Below are 15,108 nucleotides of genomic sequence, written 5' to 3'. Positions count from 1 at the left end.
GGTGGCGGCGCGTTCGAATTGCCGCTATTTGCGCGCCGCTTGTCTCGCGGCTAGGCTTTGGCCCAGCGTGTGCGACCATCGCCGGAGGAAAGAGCGAAGATGATCCTGATGTTGCTGCTCCAGGCGGCCGCGGTGCCCGCCGCTGCCGCGCCCGGCTGGACCACGATTGCCAAGATCGATCCCGCGACGCACCTCGGCTCGACGTCGGTGTCGGTCCGCACCGCCGATGGCGGCGCACGGCTGGTGGTGCGGTGCGATCGGGCGGCGGGCAACATCAACAACGTATCGGTGCAGTTCATCCCCAAGGGTGGCTTCGCCAGGGCGACACCGCGACCGGTGACGCTGACGGCCGATAACGGCCCGGCGCTCGGCACCAACTGGGAGTTCCCCGGCGGGGGCGCCTTCACCGCGCAGGACGGTGTCGTCACCACGCTGACGGTTGCGATCGCGCACGCCCACACCATCAAAATTCGCGCGATCGACCCCGCCAACGCTCCCGTCGACGCGGTATTCACCGGGCCGGGCAGCGAGGCGCCGATCCGCCAGACGGTGGAGGCATGCGGGCAAGTGTTCGGCCAGATGCCAGCACCGCCGCCGCCGCCCGTTCCGGCACCCAAGACCGATGATGCGGGAAATTGAGGCGATGAAGCTCGGCCGGCTTAATCACATCGGGGTAGCGACGCCCTCGATCGCGACATCGGTGGCGTTGTACCGCGACCTATTGGGCGCCACCCGCATCGGCGAACCGTTCGATTTGCCTGCGCAGGGCGTCAAGGTTTGCTTCGTGGACACCCCCAACACCCAGATCGAATTGATCGAGCCGCTCGGCGACGCATCGCCGATCCACGGCTTTCTCGCCAAGAACCCGGCCGGCGGGCAGCACCACGTCTGCTACGAAGTGCCCGACATCGCCGCTGCCAAGGCGTGGTTCGAGGGTCGGGGTGTTCGCCTGCTCGGGGAGCCGCGCATCGGTGCGCACGGTACGCCGGTGTTCTTCCTCCACCCCAAGGATATGGGCGGCGTCCTGACCGAGATCATGGAGACGCCGGCCGGGGCGCACTGACGCCCGGCCGGCGGGCTGGCTATCGTAGCAGCACCAGTTCTTCCGCCATCGTCGGGTGCAGCGCGATCGTGTCGTCGAATGCCTGCTTGGTCAGGCCGGCCTTGACCGCCACCGCCGCCGCCTGCAGGATTTCCGGCGCGTCGGGACCGATCATGTGCAGGCCGAGGATCCGCCCGGTCACGCTATCGCACACCATCTTGTACAGCGCGCGCTCGTTGCGGCCGGCGAGTACGTTCTTCATCGGCCGAAAATCCGACGCGTAGACCTTTACCGCGCCGAACTTGTTCTTGGCCTGCCCCTCGGTAAGCCCGACGCTTGCGATCGGGGGATGGCTGAACACCGCCGAGGGGATGTTGTCGTAATCGACCCGCGTCGGCTTCCCGCCGTACAGCGTGTCGGCGAACGCCTGCCCCTCACGGATCGCCACGGGTGTGAGCTGTACGCGATTGGTGACGTCGCCAATCGCGTAGATGCTCGCACACGCGGTCTGTCCGCTATCGTCGACCGGGATAGCGCCCTTGGCATCGACCGTGATGCCGGCGCTCTCCAGCCCTAGACCTTCGGTGTTGGGGTCGCGGCCGGTCGCGAACATCACGCAATCGGTCTCGATCGGGTCGTGGCCGGTCATCGACACCAGCAGGCTGCCGTCGGCCTGCTTCTCGATGCCACGGAAATCGGCGTGGAAACGGAAGTCGATCCCCTTCATCATCGAAATCTGGAGCAGCCGATCGCGGATCTGCTCGTCATAACCGCGCAAAATGACGTCGGTCCGGTTGATGAGCGTGACGTGCGCGCCGAACTGGTGGAAGATGCCGGCGAATTCATTGGCGATATAACCGGCACCGGCAATGACGATCCGCTTCGGGATGGCTTCGAGGTGGAACGCCTCGTTTGAGGTGATGCCGAGTTCGTGGCCTGGGCACTTCGGCACGGAAGGCGTCGCACCGGTGGCGACCAGAATGCGCGCCGCGGTCACCTCGCGCCCGTCACCTAGGCGCAGGCTGTTGGGGCCGGTTACGACCGCGCGATCGTTGATGATCGTCACGCCGTTGTTGGTCAGCGTCGAGGTGTACGCACCGTTGATCCGGTCGATCTCCTCGAAGACGTTGTCGGTCAGCACCTTCCAGTCGAAATCGCAGCTCGGCACGTTCCAGCCGAACCGGCGTGCGTCCGCCAAATCCTCGGCAAAATGCGCGCCGTAGATCAGCAGCTTTTTCGGTACGCAGCCGCGGATGACGCAGGTGCCGCCGACGCGGTATTCCTCCGCCACAGCGACCTTGGCGCCATAGGCTGCGGCGACGCGCGAGGCACGGGTGCCGCCGGAACCGGCGCCGATGACGAACAGATCATAATCGTAACTATCGCTCATCCAGCGCTCCTAGACCGCGCACGAACCCCATGAAAGCGCATTTGTCGCAATGCGGCTTTGCTGCATGGAAGCGCTTGGCTGAGGGCCGGACGGCCCGCATGTTCGGAAGTTGGGGAGCGCCCCGCAGCGCTGCAAGGGTCGGCAGAATCAGGTCGATACGCCACCTCTTGTTCTGTGAGGTCTGCTGGTGCTTGCCGGCTGTCACGGGACACCCCGCAAGAGACGCCCTAACCCGGATATCTGACCGTTCCCGATCCCAGCAATCCGCTGATCGGCGACTGGCGGATCAATAGCGGGCTGATCTTCACCGATGACATGCGGGTCGCGCACCGCACCAGCGGCGGCACCAGCGCGCCGGTTCCACAGGGCGCATAAGCCGGCGTCACGCGGCGCCGGTGTTGCCACGCATTGTTCAGGAGGAGGCGGCGGACCCGGGTGAGCCCGCCGCCTACCGGATCATCCGAATGCGCGTTTGATGAGGTCGGTTGTGGAGACATCGAACTCCTGGCCGCCCGCGTCCGCCGCCTTGGCCATTTCCTTGCCCAGCTCCACGCCGAACTGATCGAACGAGTTGATGCCGATCAGCACGCCGCTGACGAACGTGCGGTGTTCGTAGAAGGCGATCAGCGCGCCGAGCGTGCGTGCATCGAGCGTGTCGAGCAGGATCGTCGACGACGGCCGGTCGCCTGAATAGGCGCGCGCCTTGTCGGCATTGTCGCGCCCCGCCATCAGCGCGGCACCCTGCGCAAACGCATTGAGCAGCAACTGGCGGTGGTGATCCTCGGACAGCGTATCGCCCGGCTCGATCACCGCGACGAACTCGACCGGCACGAGGTGCGTGCCCTGGTGGAGCAACTGGAACACCGCATGCTGCGCGTCGGTGCCGACGCCGCCCCAGGTGATCGGCGCGCTCGGCCGGGTGAGCGGCTGGCCGTCGATGGTCACGCCCTTGCCGTTCGATTCCATCTCGAGCTGCTGGAGGTACGACGGCAACAACCGCAGTCGCTCGTCATAGGCGAACGTGGCGCGCGTCTCACAGTGACGGACCTGCGCGTAGTAGAGGTCGGCGAAGGCGGCGAGCGCGGGCGCATTCTGGCCAAGCGCGGTCTGCTTGAAGTGACGGTCCATCTCGGCCGCGCCTTCCAGCAGGTCTGCGAACTCGTCCCAGCCGAGCGCGAGCGCGGCCGGGAAACCGATCGACGACCATAGCGAGTAGCGCCCGCCAACCGAGTCGGCGAACGGCAGCACGCGCGTTTCGTCCACGCCCCATTCGACCGCTTTGTCCGGCGAGGCGGTCAGCGCGACGACGCGACCGTAGACGTCCTCGACACCGCCCTCGGCCATCCATTGCAGCACGCTTTCGGCGTTGAGCATGGTTTCCTTGGTGGTGAAGGTCTTGGAGGCGACCACCAGCAGCGTCGCGGTCGGATCGAACTTGGCGAACACCTCCTCCAGCGCCGAACCGTCAACGTTGGAGACGATCGCCACGTCGTAGCGGCCCGATTCGCGACCGAGCGCGTCGACCAGCAGATCGGGGCCGAGCGCCGACCCGCCGATGCCGACGTGGAGGATATGCGCGATCGGGCCGAGCGCCTCGGCATCGATCGCGTCGATCAGCGCGCGCATGCGGGCGTGCAGCGCCTGCGCCTTGGCGACGTCCTCCTCCGCGCCCTCGCCGCGTTCGGCGACGTGCGTGACCGAACGGCCTTCGGTGGTGTTGATGACCTTGCCCGCGAACAGCGCCTCGCGCTTGCCGGCCAGATCCTGCGCTTTCGCCAGCGCCTCGAACGCGGCAACCGCATCCTTGGTGAGGTGCGTCTTCGACCAGTCGAAGTGGATGCCGGCAACGTCGAGGCTGAGGCTGCCGAGCCGCCCGGCATCGGCGGCGAAAAGCTCGGTGAGCTTGGTTGCAGGGAGCTGTTCGATCGCGGTCCAGTCGGCGGGCATGGGCACCTCGGAAATGGTTTAGGACGGGATGGTCAGATCGTCCTAGCCGCGCCACATTACAACCACCAGCTTGACGAGGGGTGGCACCCTGACCAAAGGCCCGAAAATGTCCGAACCCGATTTAAAACCCGCCCGCGTTACCACCAAGGCGGGAGAGCCGCGTTCGGAGACGCGCGAGACGCTGACCTTCCTGCTCAAGCTTGCGGTGGTCGTGCTGATCTTCCGCAGCTTCATCCTCGCGCCGTTCAGCATCCCGAGCGAATCGATGATGCCGCGCCTGCTGATCGGCGATTACCTGTTCATCTCGAAATGGAATTACGGCTACTCGCGCTGGTCGCTGCCGTGGGGCGTGCCGCTGATCCCCGGCCGTATCTTCCCGCACGATCCGGCGCGCGGCGATGTGGTGGTGTTCCGCGGGCCGCCGGGTGACGACGTCGACGTTATCAAGCGCGTGATCGGCTTGCCCGGCGACACCATTCAGGTGCGGTACGGTCAGGTGATCCTCAACGGCGTCGCCGTGCCGAAGCAACGGATCGGCGATTTCATCCTGCCGCTGTCGCCCAATTACGGCACCGACGCCTGCGACACGCCGTTCCAGAGCGTCGACGCCAAGGGCAAGCCGGTATGCCGCTACATGCAGTTCCGCGAGACGCTGCCCGACGGCAAGAGCTACAACGTGCTCGACAAGGGCGAGATGCCCGACCGCGATGACACCAAGCTATACACCGTACCCGCCGGCCGCGTGTTCGTGATGGGCGACAACCGCGACAACAGTTCGGACAGCCGCTTCCCAGCGCCCGCCGACGCGTTGCCGGGTGAAGCCTCAGGCATGGGGTACGTGCCGATGGAGCGGATCGAGGGCAAGGCGGTGGTCGGTTTCTGGTCGACCGATGGTTCGGCCAACTGGCTGCTGCCGTGGACGTGGTTCACCGCCGCGCGGCTGAACCGCATCGGGGAAGGCTTTTGAGCAAGGCGCTTAGGAATTGGATCGCGGGCGCGCTCGGTCATGCGCCCGCCGATCTCGCCAGTTACGAGCGCGCGCTGACGCATGGCAGCCAGGCGGCGGCGAATTACGAGCGGCTCGAATTTCTCGGCGACCGCGTGCTCGGCCTCGTCATGGCGGAGTGGCTGTACGCGCTATACCCCAAGGAGCCGGAAGGCGCGCTCTCGCGGCGGCTTAACACGCTGGTAACCGGCGCGGCGTGCGCCGACGTCGCGCGCGCGCTTGGCGTGCCGGCGCAGTTGCGGCTCGGCAAACAGGCGCGCGACGATGGCGCGGCGGACAGCGACAATGTGCTCGGCGACGTGATGGAGGCGCTGATCGGCGCGCTGTACCTCGATGTCGGACTGGAGGCGGCGCGGAGCGCGATCCGTACCGCTTGGGGCGACCGGCCGATGCGCGCGACGGCGGCGCCGCTGCATCCAAAGTCGGCGTTGCAGGAGTGGGCGGCGGCAAACAACCGCAAGGCGCCGGCTTACGAGGTGGTAGACCGTTCCGGCCCGCACCATGCACCGCGCTTCATCGTGAAGGCGACGTTGGGCGGGTTTGCGGAGGCGCAGGCCGAGGGCGGGTCAAAGCAGGAGGCCGAGACGGCGGCAGCGGCGGCGTTGCTGGCGAAGGTTACCGGCTGAGCGTCGATCCGGGCGCGGAGCCGACGGCGCGGCTTACTCCGCCGCAGTCTCCACGGCTGCTTCGCCCGGTACCACGCGCGGCTCGGCGCGGAAGCCCAGCGTCGCGCGGCCCTGCACCGGCCCGGCCACGTCGGCTACCAGATACAACGGCCGCCGCTTCGATTCGACGTAGAGCCGGCCGAGGTACTCGCCGATCATGCCCAAGACGAACATCTGCACCGCACCCAGCAGCACCACTACCAGCATCGTCGAGGTCCAGCCCGCCACCGCGCTGCCGGTGAGGAAACCGACCGCAATGTAGACGAACAGCAGCAGCGACAGCCCGGTCAGCACCAGCCCGGCGTGGCTGGCGAGCCGAAGCGGCGCGGTTGAAAACCCCGTTACCGCGTCGAGCGCGAGGCGGATCATCTTGCCGAGCGGGTAATTGGTCTCACCGGCGAACCGCTCGTGCCGGTCGTACACGAACGGCACCTGCCGGAAGCCGACCCATGCAACCATGCCGCGAATGAAGCGCGCCTGTTCGGGGAGCGACAGGAACGCGTCGAGCGCGCGCCGGCTCATCAGCCGGAAATCGCCGGTATCGAGCGGGATGGCAGTGTCGGTCACCCGGTCGAGCAGCCGGTAGAACGCCGCCGCCGTCACCTTCTTGAACAAAGACTCGCCCGCGCGCTTGCGGCGCACCGCATAAACGACGTCGGCGTCCTGCGCGGTCATCATCGCGCGCATGTCGGCAAGCAATTCCGGTGGGTCCTGCAAATCGGCGTCGATAATGAGGATCTGCTCGCCCGCGCACAGGTCGAGCCCGGCGGTGAGCGCAAGCTGATGGCCGTGGTTGCGCGACAGGTTGATCGCGACGAGGTGCGGGTCCGCCGCGGCGAGGCGCTGCATCACCGGCCAGCTATCGTCCTTTGATCCATCGTTGATGAACAGGATCTCGAAATCCTCACCCACCGCCGCCCGCGCCGCGCCGGAGACGCGCGCGTAAAGCTGATCGAGACAGGCAGCCTCGTTATAGCACGGGATGACGACGGAGAGGGCAGGACGTTGCATAGTCCCGCGCATAGCGCCTTGGCCGCCGAATGCCGATGCCGAAAATTGCTGCATGCTCGCGAAGCTCCCCCGATCCCCAACCGCGAAGGCGGTAGCATCCAAAGCTTTTTGATTCGATAAGGCGCCGCGATGGCCACCGATACCCGCATCTACATTACGCCGCCCGGCATCAAACTCGGGCCGCTCGCCGACATCGCCGATGGTGCCGCGCGCGGTTTCCGCTTGTCGTTCAAGGCCGGGAGGTTCGACGGCGTGGTTGTTCGCACCGGCGATACGGTGACGGGGTACGTCGATCTGTGCCCGCACGCTGGCGTACCGCTGGCGGCGGCACCGGACGATTATATCGTGCACCAGGTCTCGACCGGCACCTTGCTCGCCTGTCGCTGGCACGGCGCGCTGTTCGAAGTTGCGGACGGTGCCTGCATCTCCGGGCCGTGCAAGGGGCAACGGCTGGAGCCGTGGCCGGTTGCGGTGATGCGCGGCACGATCGTTACCGCGCGCACCGGCCCGCGCTTCCGCTGGTTGCCGTTCCTCGGTTAGCGGCGGGGGTAGCCGTAACGGCTGTTTTCGAACGAGACCACCGCGCCGGCATTGTCGCCCAGCGGGATCGCCGCCGTGCCGTAGATGCCACGCGTGCCGTTCGAGCCGATCATCGCGCCGACTTCGCCGTGGATGCCCGAGAGGGGGGCGCCGCCGGCGTCCATCTCGCCCCGCGCGCGCGCCGCGCTTTCGATGGTGTTGCTGTCGAGGATCTTGTCGCGCTGTTCGTCGCTGAGGCGGATCGTGTCGCCATCGGGCGCGGCGGTCGGCTGCGCCGTCTCCGGTGCCGCCTGTGTCTGCGCTGAACCCGGAAGCGGGCAACAGCATGCCGCAGCGGCAAGCGCGAGCAGGTGGGCGGGGCGTGGCATCAAACGGATCATGTTGCGCTTGTAGACCCGAACCGGTCTGGCTGCAAAAGCATCGGTCGCGGCGCGCGGGCGGCCCATGGCACGGCTAGATCCGCTCCACGCCGCTGACCGCATCCGCCGCGCGCAGTGCCGCGATCAGCCGCATCAGGTGCTGCGTATCGTGCACCTCCACGTCGAAGGTATTGGTGTGGAAACCCGTGTCGCGGTTGTCGAGCCGCATGTTGACGATGTTGGCCTTCTGTCCACCAATGATCGTCGCGATCGTGCCGAGCGAGCCGGGTTCGTTCTTGACCCCCACGGCGATGCGCGCCGTGCCGCCCTCGGTCTTGTCGCCCCAGGCGAGATCGACCCAGTCAGCATCGTCGGCGGTGGCGAGCACCGGACATTCAATGACATGCACCTCGATGCCCTGGTCCGGTCGGCGCAGGCCGACGATGCGGTCGCCCGGCACCGGATGACAACATTCGGCGAGATCGTAGGCGACGCCCGGCGTGAGACCACGGATCGAGATCGCCTTGGTCTGCGCTGGCGCCTGCTGCTGGCCGCTCGCCTGCACCGATCCGGGCATCAGCGCTTCCATGACCTCGGCATCGGTGATGCGCCGCCGGGCGATCGCCTCCATCAACGCGGCCTCATCGGCAAGTTTAAGCCGGGTGAGCGCGACCTTGATCGCCTCGGCCCCAAGCGGCGCGGGCAGGCGCGACACAACCTCGTCGTACAGCTTGCGGCCCAGCGCATGAGTTTCCTCGCGCTCGGTCTGGCGCAGGAAGCGTCGGATCGCCGCACGCGCCTTGCCGGTAATCGCGAAATTCATCCAGCTTGCCTGCGGGTGCTGCGCTTTGGATCGCAAGATCTGCACCTGATCGCCATTGGCGATAATCGTGCGTAGCGGCACGACCCGCCCGTTGACCTTCGCACCGACCGCCTGATCGCCAAGATCGGTGTGGACCGCATAGGCAAAGTCGATCGGGGTCGCGCCCTTGGGCAACTGGTGCAGTTCCCCCTTCGGCGTGAAGGCGAAGATGCGATCCTGATACATCGCCATGCGGGTATGTTCGAGCAGCTCTTCAGGGCTCTCGGCATTGTCGAGGATCTCGACGAGATCGCGGATCCAGCTCACCTGCGCTTCGGGATGGGCGTTGGCCTGCTTGTACGCCCAATGTGCGGCGAGGCCGAGTTCGGCCTCCTCGTGCATGTCGGGTGTGCGGATCTGGATCTCGATGCGGCGGTTCTCGGCATGGATCACCGAGGTGTGGAGCGAGCGGTACCCGTTGCGCTTTGGCGTCGAGATGTAATCCTTGAACCGTCCCGGCACCATCGGCCAGCGCCGGTGGATCGCGCCGAGCGCAGCGTAACACGCCTCCTCGTCCGGCACGATCGCGCGGAACGCCATGATGTCGGACAATTGTTCGAAGCTGATGTGACGCTCGTTGGTCTTCTTCCAGATCGAATAGGGGTGCTTCTCGCGGCCGTTGACCTCCGCTTCGATGCCGTGCCGCGACAGCAGCATCTTGAGGCTGGAGCCGATCTTCTCGATGCGGTCGTCACCACCGTCCTTCAGCTGCTCCAGCCGTCGCGTGATCGATTCATACGCTTCGGGTTCGAGCTGCGCGAAGGCGAGCGTCTGCATCTCCTTCATGAATTCGTACATGCCGATCCGCTCGGCGAGCGGCGCGTAAATATCCATCGTCTCGCGCGCGATGCGGCGGCGCTTCTCCGGCTTCGAAATGAAGTGCAGCGTGCGCATGTTGTGCAGCCGGTCGGCCAGCTTCACCAGCAGCACGCGGATGTCGTCGGACATGGCGAGCAGGAACTTGCGCAGGTTTTCCGCCGCGCGCTCGTTCTCGGTTTGCGCCTCGATCTTGGAAAGCTTGGTCACGCCATCGACCAGTCGCGCCACCGACGGTCCGAACAGCCGGGTAATCTCCTCCGGCGTGGCGACGGTATCCTCGATCGTGTCGTGCAGGATCGCGGTGGCGATCGTCTCGTCGTCGAGCCGCAGGTCGGTGAGGATACCCGCCACCTCGATCGGATGGCTGAAATACGGGTCGCCCGACGCGCGTTTCTGGCTGCCGTGCGCCTGCATCGAGAACACATAAGCGCGATTGAGCAACGCCTCGTCGGCATTCGGATCGTAGCTCAAAACCCGATCGACCAGTTCGTATTGGCGCAGCACTCCCCCAAGAGTGGGGCGTGCCCCGCTGCTTGGCAATACAATCTTGATCGTGTCAGTGGGCTTTTGCTGCATGGTGGCGTTGTTGCAACGCTTTGCGGCGACACGGAGACGACGATATGGCACGCGACACCTGGCTCATAACCGGCGCATCGGCCGGGCTCGGCGCGCTGTTCGCCGAACGCGCGGCGGCGGCCGGCAACGACGTGATACTCGTCGCGCGGCGGGCCGAGCGGCTGGAGGCGCTGGCGACTAGGATCGCCAGCACGGGCGTTTCGGCGCACGTGATCGCCTGCGATCTCGGCGCGGCCGGGTCTGTGCCTGAACTGATGCGCGAGATCGCCGCACGCGGGCTGACGGTGAATACGCTCGCCAACAACGCCGGCTTAGGCGTTCGCGGTGCGCTTTCGGATAGTGACGGCGCCGTGCAGGCGGCGATGATCGACCTGAACTGTCGTGCGCTGGTCGAACTCACGCATGCGGTGTTGCCGGGAATGGTCGCGAAGCGGCGTGGCGGCATCCTCAACATTGCCTCGACCGCAGCATTCCAGCCGGGACCGGGCATGGCGGTCTATTACGCCACCAAGGCATTCGTGCTGAGCTTCTCCGAGGCGCTGCACGAGGAGGTGCGCGGGCAGGGCGTGCGGGTGACGGCGCTATGCCCCGGCCCGACCCGCACCGAGTTCGCGGGGATCGCCGGAATGGGCAGCAGCGGCTTCTTCGAGAAAAACGCGGCCGATGCGGAGACGGTGGTACGCGACGGTATGGCGGCGCTCGCGCAGGGCAGGGCGATCAAGGTGGCGGGCGCGAGGAACGCGGCGATGGCGGGTTCGGTCCGCCTGCTGCCGCGCGGGGTCGCACGACGGATCTCGGCGCACGTGCAAAGGCTGTTGGCAGGTTAATCGAAGCTTTTGTCACGCAGGCGGAACGCTCTGCATCACGCGACGTTCAGATCAGGTATTACTAGAGGGAGCCTCAATATGCTTTGGACAATCGCCGTCATTCTCGTCGTGCTGTGGCTGCTTGGCTTCGCGATCCATATCGGCGGCGGGCTTATCCACATCCTGCTGGTGATCGCCGTGATCGTCGTGATCTTCCAACTCATCACCGGTCGCCGCTCCTTATAACCGGCAAACGTGATGGCCGCCCCGGGGGTGTTACCGGGGCGGCGTCACATTTGAGAGTGCGGCCTGTTCAACGGCGCGCCAATCGCCGTTCAGTCGGCGAACAGCAGCACCGGCGTTTCGAGATACCGCTTCAGCGCCTGCACGAAGCTCGCCGCGTCCCAGCCGTCGACCACGCGGTGATCGCAACTGATCGACAGGTTCATCAGTTTCGCCCGCACGATGTCGTCGCCCCGGAACACCGGCCGCTCGACGATCTTGTTCGGGCCGATGATCGCCACCTCCGGCCGGTTGATGACCGGTGTGGTCGCAACGCCGCCAAGCGGCCCCAGCGACGTGACCGTCAGCGTCGATCCCGACAGTTCCGAACTCGTCGCCTTGCCGGTCCGTGCGGCTTCCGCCAGTCGCGTGATCTCGGCGGCAAGCTGCCAGACGTTACGATCCTGCGCGTCGCGGATCACCGGCACCATCAGCCCCGCGTCGGTCTGCGTCGCCATGCCGAGATGCACCGCGCCGTGACGCGTGACCACGCCGGCTTCGTCATCATAGCGGGCGTTGAGCATCGGGAAGGCGGGGATCGTCTTGCAGATCGCCGCGATCAATAGCGGCAGCATGGTCAGTTTGGGGCGGTCGCCGCGATTGTCGTTGAGGTCGGCGCGCATGTCCTCCAACGCGGTGACATCAATCTCGTCGACATAGGTGAAGTGCGGGATCGCGCGTTTCGACGCCGCCATGTTCTCGGCGATGCGGCGGCGCATGCCGATCACCTTTACCGTCTCGTCGGCGCGTGCGCGGTTCGCGTGTGGAGCGTGATAGCCCTGTGCGGAGCCGTAGCGCAGGAATGCGTCGAGATCGGCATGGCGGATACGCTCGCCCTCGGCTGGCTTCACCTGCGCGAGATCCACGCCGAGCGTCCTGGCGCGGTCGCGTACCGCAGGCGAGGCTAATACGGTCGCCGGCGCCTTCGCCTCGTCTGCCTTGCCCGGTGCAGACCGCGGGCCAGCATCTGCGGCAGCGGGACGCGGCGCTTCGGGTTCAGCCCCCTCAGACGGCACCGATGCCTGTGCCGGGGAGTGCGCGGGTGCGAGAACCTCCTCGACACCGGGGTTCTCCGCCTCGAACACCTGCTCCGTCGGATCGACCAGATCGATCGGTCCGAGCGCGGGCGCTTCTTCGGCCCCGACGTCGACCGCGTCAGTTTCGATCACCACCAGCGCCGCGCCGATCGACACCTGTTTGCCGACCTCGCCCGCCAGTTCGACGACAACGCCGGACACCGGCGATTCCATCTCGACCGTCGCCTTGTCGGTCATCATGTCGGCGACACGCTGGTCCTCCTCGACCCGGTCGCCCACGGCGATGTGCCACGCGACGATCTCCGCCTCGGAAATGCCTTCACCGATATCGGGCAGCTTGAAGGTGAAACGCGCCATTTCAAATCCGTTTGTTCGAGCGAAATCTGGAAACACAAGGGGATGGGAACCCATCCCTAATCGCGCATCACCTTCTTGAGCGCTTCGCCGATCCGCACCGGACCGGGGAAATACGCCCATTCGAGGCTGTGCGGGTAGGGCGTGTCGAAGCCGGTAACGCGTTCGATCGGCGCCTCAAGGTGGTAGAAGCAGCGCTCCTGCACCAAGGCCGACAGCTCCGCGCCGAACCCGCCGGTGCGCGTCGCCTCGTGGATGATCATACAACGCCCGGTCTTCTTCACCGATGCCTCGATCGTCTCGATATCGAGCGGCACCAAAGTGCGCAGGTCGATGATCTCGGCATCGACGCCCGCTTCGGCGATGACGGCGGAGGCGACGTGCACCATCGTGCCATAGACCAGCACGGTCAGCGCCTCCCCCTCGCGCACCACGTTCGCCTTGCCGAGCGGGATCTTGTAATAGCCCTCCGGCACCGCGCCGGCGGGATGCTGCGACCAGTTCTGCGTCGGCTTGTCCCAATGGCCGTCGAACGGGCCGTTGTAGATGCGCTTTGGCTCGAAAAACAGCGTGGGGTCGTTGTCCTCGATCGCGGCGATCAGGAGCCCCTTGGCGTCGTACGGCGTCGAGGGGATCACCGTCTTGATGCCCGAGACGTGGGTGAAGATGCCCTCGGGGCTTTGCGAATGGGTCTGGCCGCCGAAGATGCCGCCGCCGAACGGCGATCGCACCGTGATCGGCGCGATGAACTCACCGGCTGAGCGATAGCGCAGCCGCGCCGCCTCGCTCACCAACTGGTCGAGCGCGGGGTAGATGTAATCGGCGAACTGGATTTCCGGCACCGGGCGCAGGCCATAGGCGCCCATCCCGACCGCGACGCCGATGATGCCGCATTCGGTGATCGGCGTGTCGAACACGCGGGTCTTGCCGAACTTGGCCTGAAGCCCGGCGGTTGCGCGGAACACGCCGCCGAAATAGCCGACATCCTCGCCCATCACGATCACGGCGGGGTCGCGCTCCATCATCACCGCCATCGCGGAGTTGATCGCCTGGATCATGTTCATGCGCGTGGTGGGTTCGGTAGCCTGCACGTTTGCGTCCTCAGCCATCACTTGCGCGCCCACGGACGGCCGCTTGCCGTCTCTTCCGCCATCATCTGTGCCTGTTGCTCGCGTAAGTGCCACGGCATTTCCTCGAACACGCCGTCGAACAGCGTGTCGAGCGGCTGGTGCAGCCCGTGGCCGAGGATGCCGTTCGCTTCGGCCGCCTTCTGAGCGGCGCGGACCATTTCGGCGACGTCCTTGTCCTGCGCGACGTGCCGCTCCTCGTCCCACTCGCCGAGTGCGATGAGGTGGTTCTTCAACCGCGTAACCGGATCACCGAGCGGCCATGCGCTCGCCTCGCCGGCGGAACGGTACTGGCCGGGATCGTCCGAGGTGGAATGGCCTTCGACACGGTAGGTGAAATGCTCGATCAGGGTCGGTCCCTGGTTCGTGCGGGCGCGCTCCGCCGCCCAGGCAGTGGCGGCATAGACCGCAAGCGCATCGTTACCGTCGACCCGCAGGCCCGCGATGCCATAGCCGATCGCGCGCGCCGCAAAGGTCGTCGCCTCCGCGCCGGCAAACCCGGAAAAGCTCGAGATCGCCCACTGGTTGTTGACGACGTTGAAGATCACCGGCGCGCGGTACACGCTGGCGAAGGTGCAGGCCGAGTGGAAGTCACCCTCGGCGGTCGATCCCTCGCCGCACCAGGCGGCGGCGATGCGGGTGTCACCCTTGGCTGCGCTCGCCATCGCCCAGCCGACCGCTTGCGGATATTGCGTGGTGAGGTTGCCCGAGATCGAGAAGAACGACGCCTCCTTGACCGAATACATGATCGGCAACTGCTTGCCCTGCAGCCGGTCGCCCTTGTTAGAATAGATCTGGTTCATCATGTCGACCAAATCCCAGCCGCGCGCGATGAGCAGGCCCTGCTGGCGGTACGACGGGAAGCACATGTCGTCACGATCGAGCGCGAACGCGGCGGACACGGCCACTGCTTCCTCACCGGTGCACTTCATGTAGAAGCTGGTCTTGCCCTGTCGCTGCGCGCGGAACATGCGTTCGTCGAACGCACGCACGGTCGCCATGCTGCGCAGCATGCCGCGCAGCGTATCGGGGTCGAGTCGCGGGTTCCACGGACCGACCGCCTGTCCATCCTCGTCCAGCACGCGCACGAGATCATAGGCAAGGTCGGTAAAATCCTCGGCGCGGTCGGCGGTGTCGGGCCGACGCGCCTGGCCGGCTGGGGGCAGCTTTACCTGCGTGAAATCAACCGCATCGCCCGGTCGGAAGCGCGGCTCCGGCACGTACAGCGAGAGGGGGGGCAGGTTCGCGCCTTGACGGTCGCTGGACATCACATCTCCGGCTTCGG

Annotated in this window: 15 protein-coding genes; 7 read left to right on the top strand and 8 right to left on the bottom strand. The window is 66.2% G+C overall.

The features are described from left to right. Positions 1–99 precede the first annotated feature (99 nt). Together L8F97_RS16140 and mce are read left to right on the top strand one after the other, a co-directional pair. Complete coding sequence (locus L8F97_RS16140; RefSeq protein WP_242152531.1) at positions 100–639, top strand: hypothetical protein; 540 nt, start codon at positions 100–102, stop codon at positions 637–639. 4 nt (positions 640–643) lie between these two features. After that, on the top strand, positions 644–1,063 hold the full coding sequence (gene mce / locus L8F97_RS16135) for a methylmalonyl-CoA epimerase (protein WP_242152835.1): 420 nt from the start codon (positions 644–646) through the stop codon (positions 1,061–1,063). A 19-nt stretch (positions 1,064–1,082) separates the two neighbouring features. Here the strand turns inward: mce and gorA are convergent, their stop codons facing one another. Further along, positions 1,083–2,432, bottom strand: a complete 1,350-nt coding sequence (gene gorA / locus L8F97_RS16130; RefSeq protein ID WP_242152528.1) for a glutathione-disulfide reductase — start codon at positions 2,430–2,432, stop codon at positions 1,083–1,085. A 456-nt stretch (positions 2,433–2,888) separates the two neighbouring features. Next, positions 2,889–4,379, bottom strand: a complete 1,491-nt coding sequence (pgi, locus tag L8F97_RS16125) for a glucose-6-phosphate isomerase (protein ID WP_242152526.1) — start codon at positions 4,377–4,379, stop codon at positions 2,889–2,891. A gap of 106 nt (positions 4,380–4,485) precedes the next feature. Between pgi and lepB the strand changes: the two genes are divergently transcribed. Beyond that, a complete protein-coding gene (gene lepB / locus L8F97_RS16120; RefSeq protein ID WP_242152523.1) occupies positions 4,486–5,346 on the top strand; it encodes a signal peptidase I in 861 nt (286 codons plus the stop codon). Next, positions 5,343–6,011 (top strand): ribonuclease III, encoded by a 669-nt coding sequence (gene rnc, locus L8F97_RS16115; protein WP_242152520.1) that lies wholly within the window; start codon positions 5,343–5,345, stop codon positions 6,009–6,011. Before lepB ends, rnc begins: the two co-directional genes overlap by 4 nt. Before the next feature lie 33 nt (positions 6,012–6,044). On the opposite strand, the gene L8F97_RS16110 is transcribed toward rnc, so the two are convergent. After that, positions 6,045–7,061, bottom strand: coding sequence for a glycosyltransferase family 2 protein (locus tag L8F97_RS16110; RefSeq protein WP_242152517.1), 1,017 nt, complete (start codon positions 7,059–7,061; stop codon positions 6,045–6,047). A 129-nt stretch (positions 7,062–7,190) separates the two neighbouring features. Between L8F97_RS16110 and L8F97_RS16105 the strand changes: the two genes are divergently transcribed. Beyond that, positions 7,191–7,601: a Rieske (2Fe-2S) protein gene (locus tag L8F97_RS16105; protein WP_242152514.1), complete on the top strand. Its 411-nt coding sequence runs from the start codon at positions 7,191–7,193 to the stop codon at positions 7,599–7,601. On the opposite strand, the gene L8F97_RS16100 is transcribed toward L8F97_RS16105, so the two are convergent. Beyond that, positions 7,598–7,969, bottom strand: coding sequence for a hypothetical protein (locus L8F97_RS16100; protein WP_242152511.1), 372 nt, complete (start codon positions 7,967–7,969; stop codon positions 7,598–7,600). The genes L8F97_RS16105 and L8F97_RS16100 overlap by 4 nt on opposite strands. Before the next feature lie 85 nt (positions 7,970–8,054). After that, entirely contained in the window at positions 8,055–10,145 is a 2,091-nt protein-coding gene (locus L8F97_RS16095; RefSeq protein ID WP_242152508.1) for a RelA/SpoT family protein, read from the bottom strand. Positions 10,146–10,261: 116 nt separating this feature from the next. Here L8F97_RS16095 and L8F97_RS16090 point away from each other — a divergent pair, with 116 nt between their 5' ends. Together L8F97_RS16090 and L8F97_RS16085 are read left to right on the top strand one after the other, a co-directional pair. After that, the gene (locus tag L8F97_RS16090) at positions 10,262–11,044 is read left to right on the top strand and encodes an SDR family NAD(P)-dependent oxidoreductase (RefSeq protein ID WP_242152505.1); all 783 of its coding nucleotides are present in this window, start codon (positions 10,262–10,264) and stop codon (positions 11,042–11,044) included. 78 nt (positions 11,045–11,122) lie between these two features. After that, positions 11,123–11,269: a lmo0937 family membrane protein gene (locus tag L8F97_RS16085; protein WP_242152502.1), complete on the top strand. Its 147-nt coding sequence runs from the start codon at positions 11,123–11,125 to the stop codon at positions 11,267–11,269. A gap of 89 nt (positions 11,270–11,358) precedes the next feature. Here L8F97_RS16085 and L8F97_RS16080 read toward each other — a convergent pair whose 3' ends face one another. From L8F97_RS16080 to L8F97_RS16070, 3 genes are read right to left on the bottom strand one after another with little or no spacing between them, the layout of a single operon-like run. After that, the gene (locus L8F97_RS16080) at positions 11,359–12,699 is read right to left on the bottom strand and encodes a dihydrolipoamide acetyltransferase family protein (RefSeq protein ID WP_242152499.1); all 1,341 of its coding nucleotides are present in this window, start codon (positions 12,697–12,699) and stop codon (positions 11,359–11,361) included. A 56-nt stretch (positions 12,700–12,755) separates the two neighbouring features. Next, on the bottom strand, positions 12,756–13,760 hold the full coding sequence (locus tag L8F97_RS16075) for an alpha-ketoacid dehydrogenase subunit beta (protein ID WP_313932027.1): 1,005 nt from the start codon (positions 13,758–13,760) through the stop codon (positions 12,756–12,758). A gap of 44 nt (positions 13,761–13,804) precedes the next feature. Beyond that, positions 13,805–15,091 (bottom strand): 3-methyl-2-oxobutanoate dehydrogenase (2-methylpropanoyl-transferring) subunit alpha, encoded by a 1,287-nt coding sequence (locus tag L8F97_RS16070; protein ID WP_242152495.1) that lies wholly within the window; start codon positions 15,089–15,091, stop codon positions 13,805–13,807. Positions 15,092–15,108 lie beyond the last annotated feature (17 nt).

This window comes from Sphingomonas sp. BAUL-RG-20F-R05-02, from assembly GCF_022662305.1.
Classification (GTDB): Bacteria; Pseudomonadota; Alphaproteobacteria; order Sphingomonadales; family Sphingomonadaceae; genus Sphingomonas.
This window is presented reverse-complemented; position numbering and strand designations above follow the sequence as displayed.

Coding starts and splice junctions, on each gene's coding strand:
- L8F97_RS16140 (WP_242152531.1), top strand. CDS start 100: ATGATCCTGATGTTGCTGCTCCAGGCGGCCGCGGTGCCCGCCGCTGCC.
- mce (WP_242152835.1), top strand. CDS start 644: ATGAAGCTCGGCCGGCTTAATCACATCGGGGTAGCGACGCCCTCGATC.
- gorA (WP_242152528.1), bottom strand. CDS start 2,432: ATGAGCGATAGTTACGATTATGATCTGTTCGTCATCGGCGCCGGTTCC.
- pgi (WP_242152526.1), bottom strand. CDS start 4,379: ATGCCCGCCGACTGGACCGCGATCGAACAGCTCCCTGCAACCAAGCTC.
- lepB (WP_242152523.1), top strand. CDS start 4,486: ATGTCCGAACCCGATTTAAAACCCGCCCGCGTTACCACCAAGGCGGGA.
- L8F97_RS16110 (WP_242152517.1), bottom strand. CDS start 7,061: ATGCAACGTCCTGCCCTCTCCGTCGTCATCCCGTGCTATAACGAGGCT.
- L8F97_RS16105 (WP_242152514.1), top strand. CDS start 7,191: ATGGCCACCGATACCCGCATCTACATTACGCCGCCCGGCATCAAACTC.
- L8F97_RS16100 (WP_242152511.1), bottom strand. CDS start 7,969: ATGCCACGCCCCGCCCACCTGCTCGCGCTTGCCGCTGCGGCATGCTGT.
- L8F97_RS16090 (WP_242152505.1), top strand. CDS start 10,262: ATGGCACGCGACACCTGGCTCATAACCGGCGCATCGGCCGGGCTCGGC.
- L8F97_RS16085 (WP_242152502.1), top strand. CDS start 11,123: ATGCTTTGGACAATCGCCGTCATTCTCGTCGTGCTGTGGCTGCTTGGC.
- L8F97_RS16080 (WP_242152499.1), bottom strand. CDS start 12,699: ATGGCGCGTTTCACCTTCAAGCTGCCCGATATCGGTGAAGGCATTTCC.
- L8F97_RS16075 (WP_313932027.1), bottom strand. CDS start 13,760: ATGAACATGATCCAGGCGATCAACTCCGCGATGGCGGTGATGATGGAG.
- L8F97_RS16070 (WP_242152495.1), bottom strand. CDS start 15,091: ATGTCCAGCGACCGTCAAGGCGCGAACCTGCCCCCCCTCTCGCTGTAC.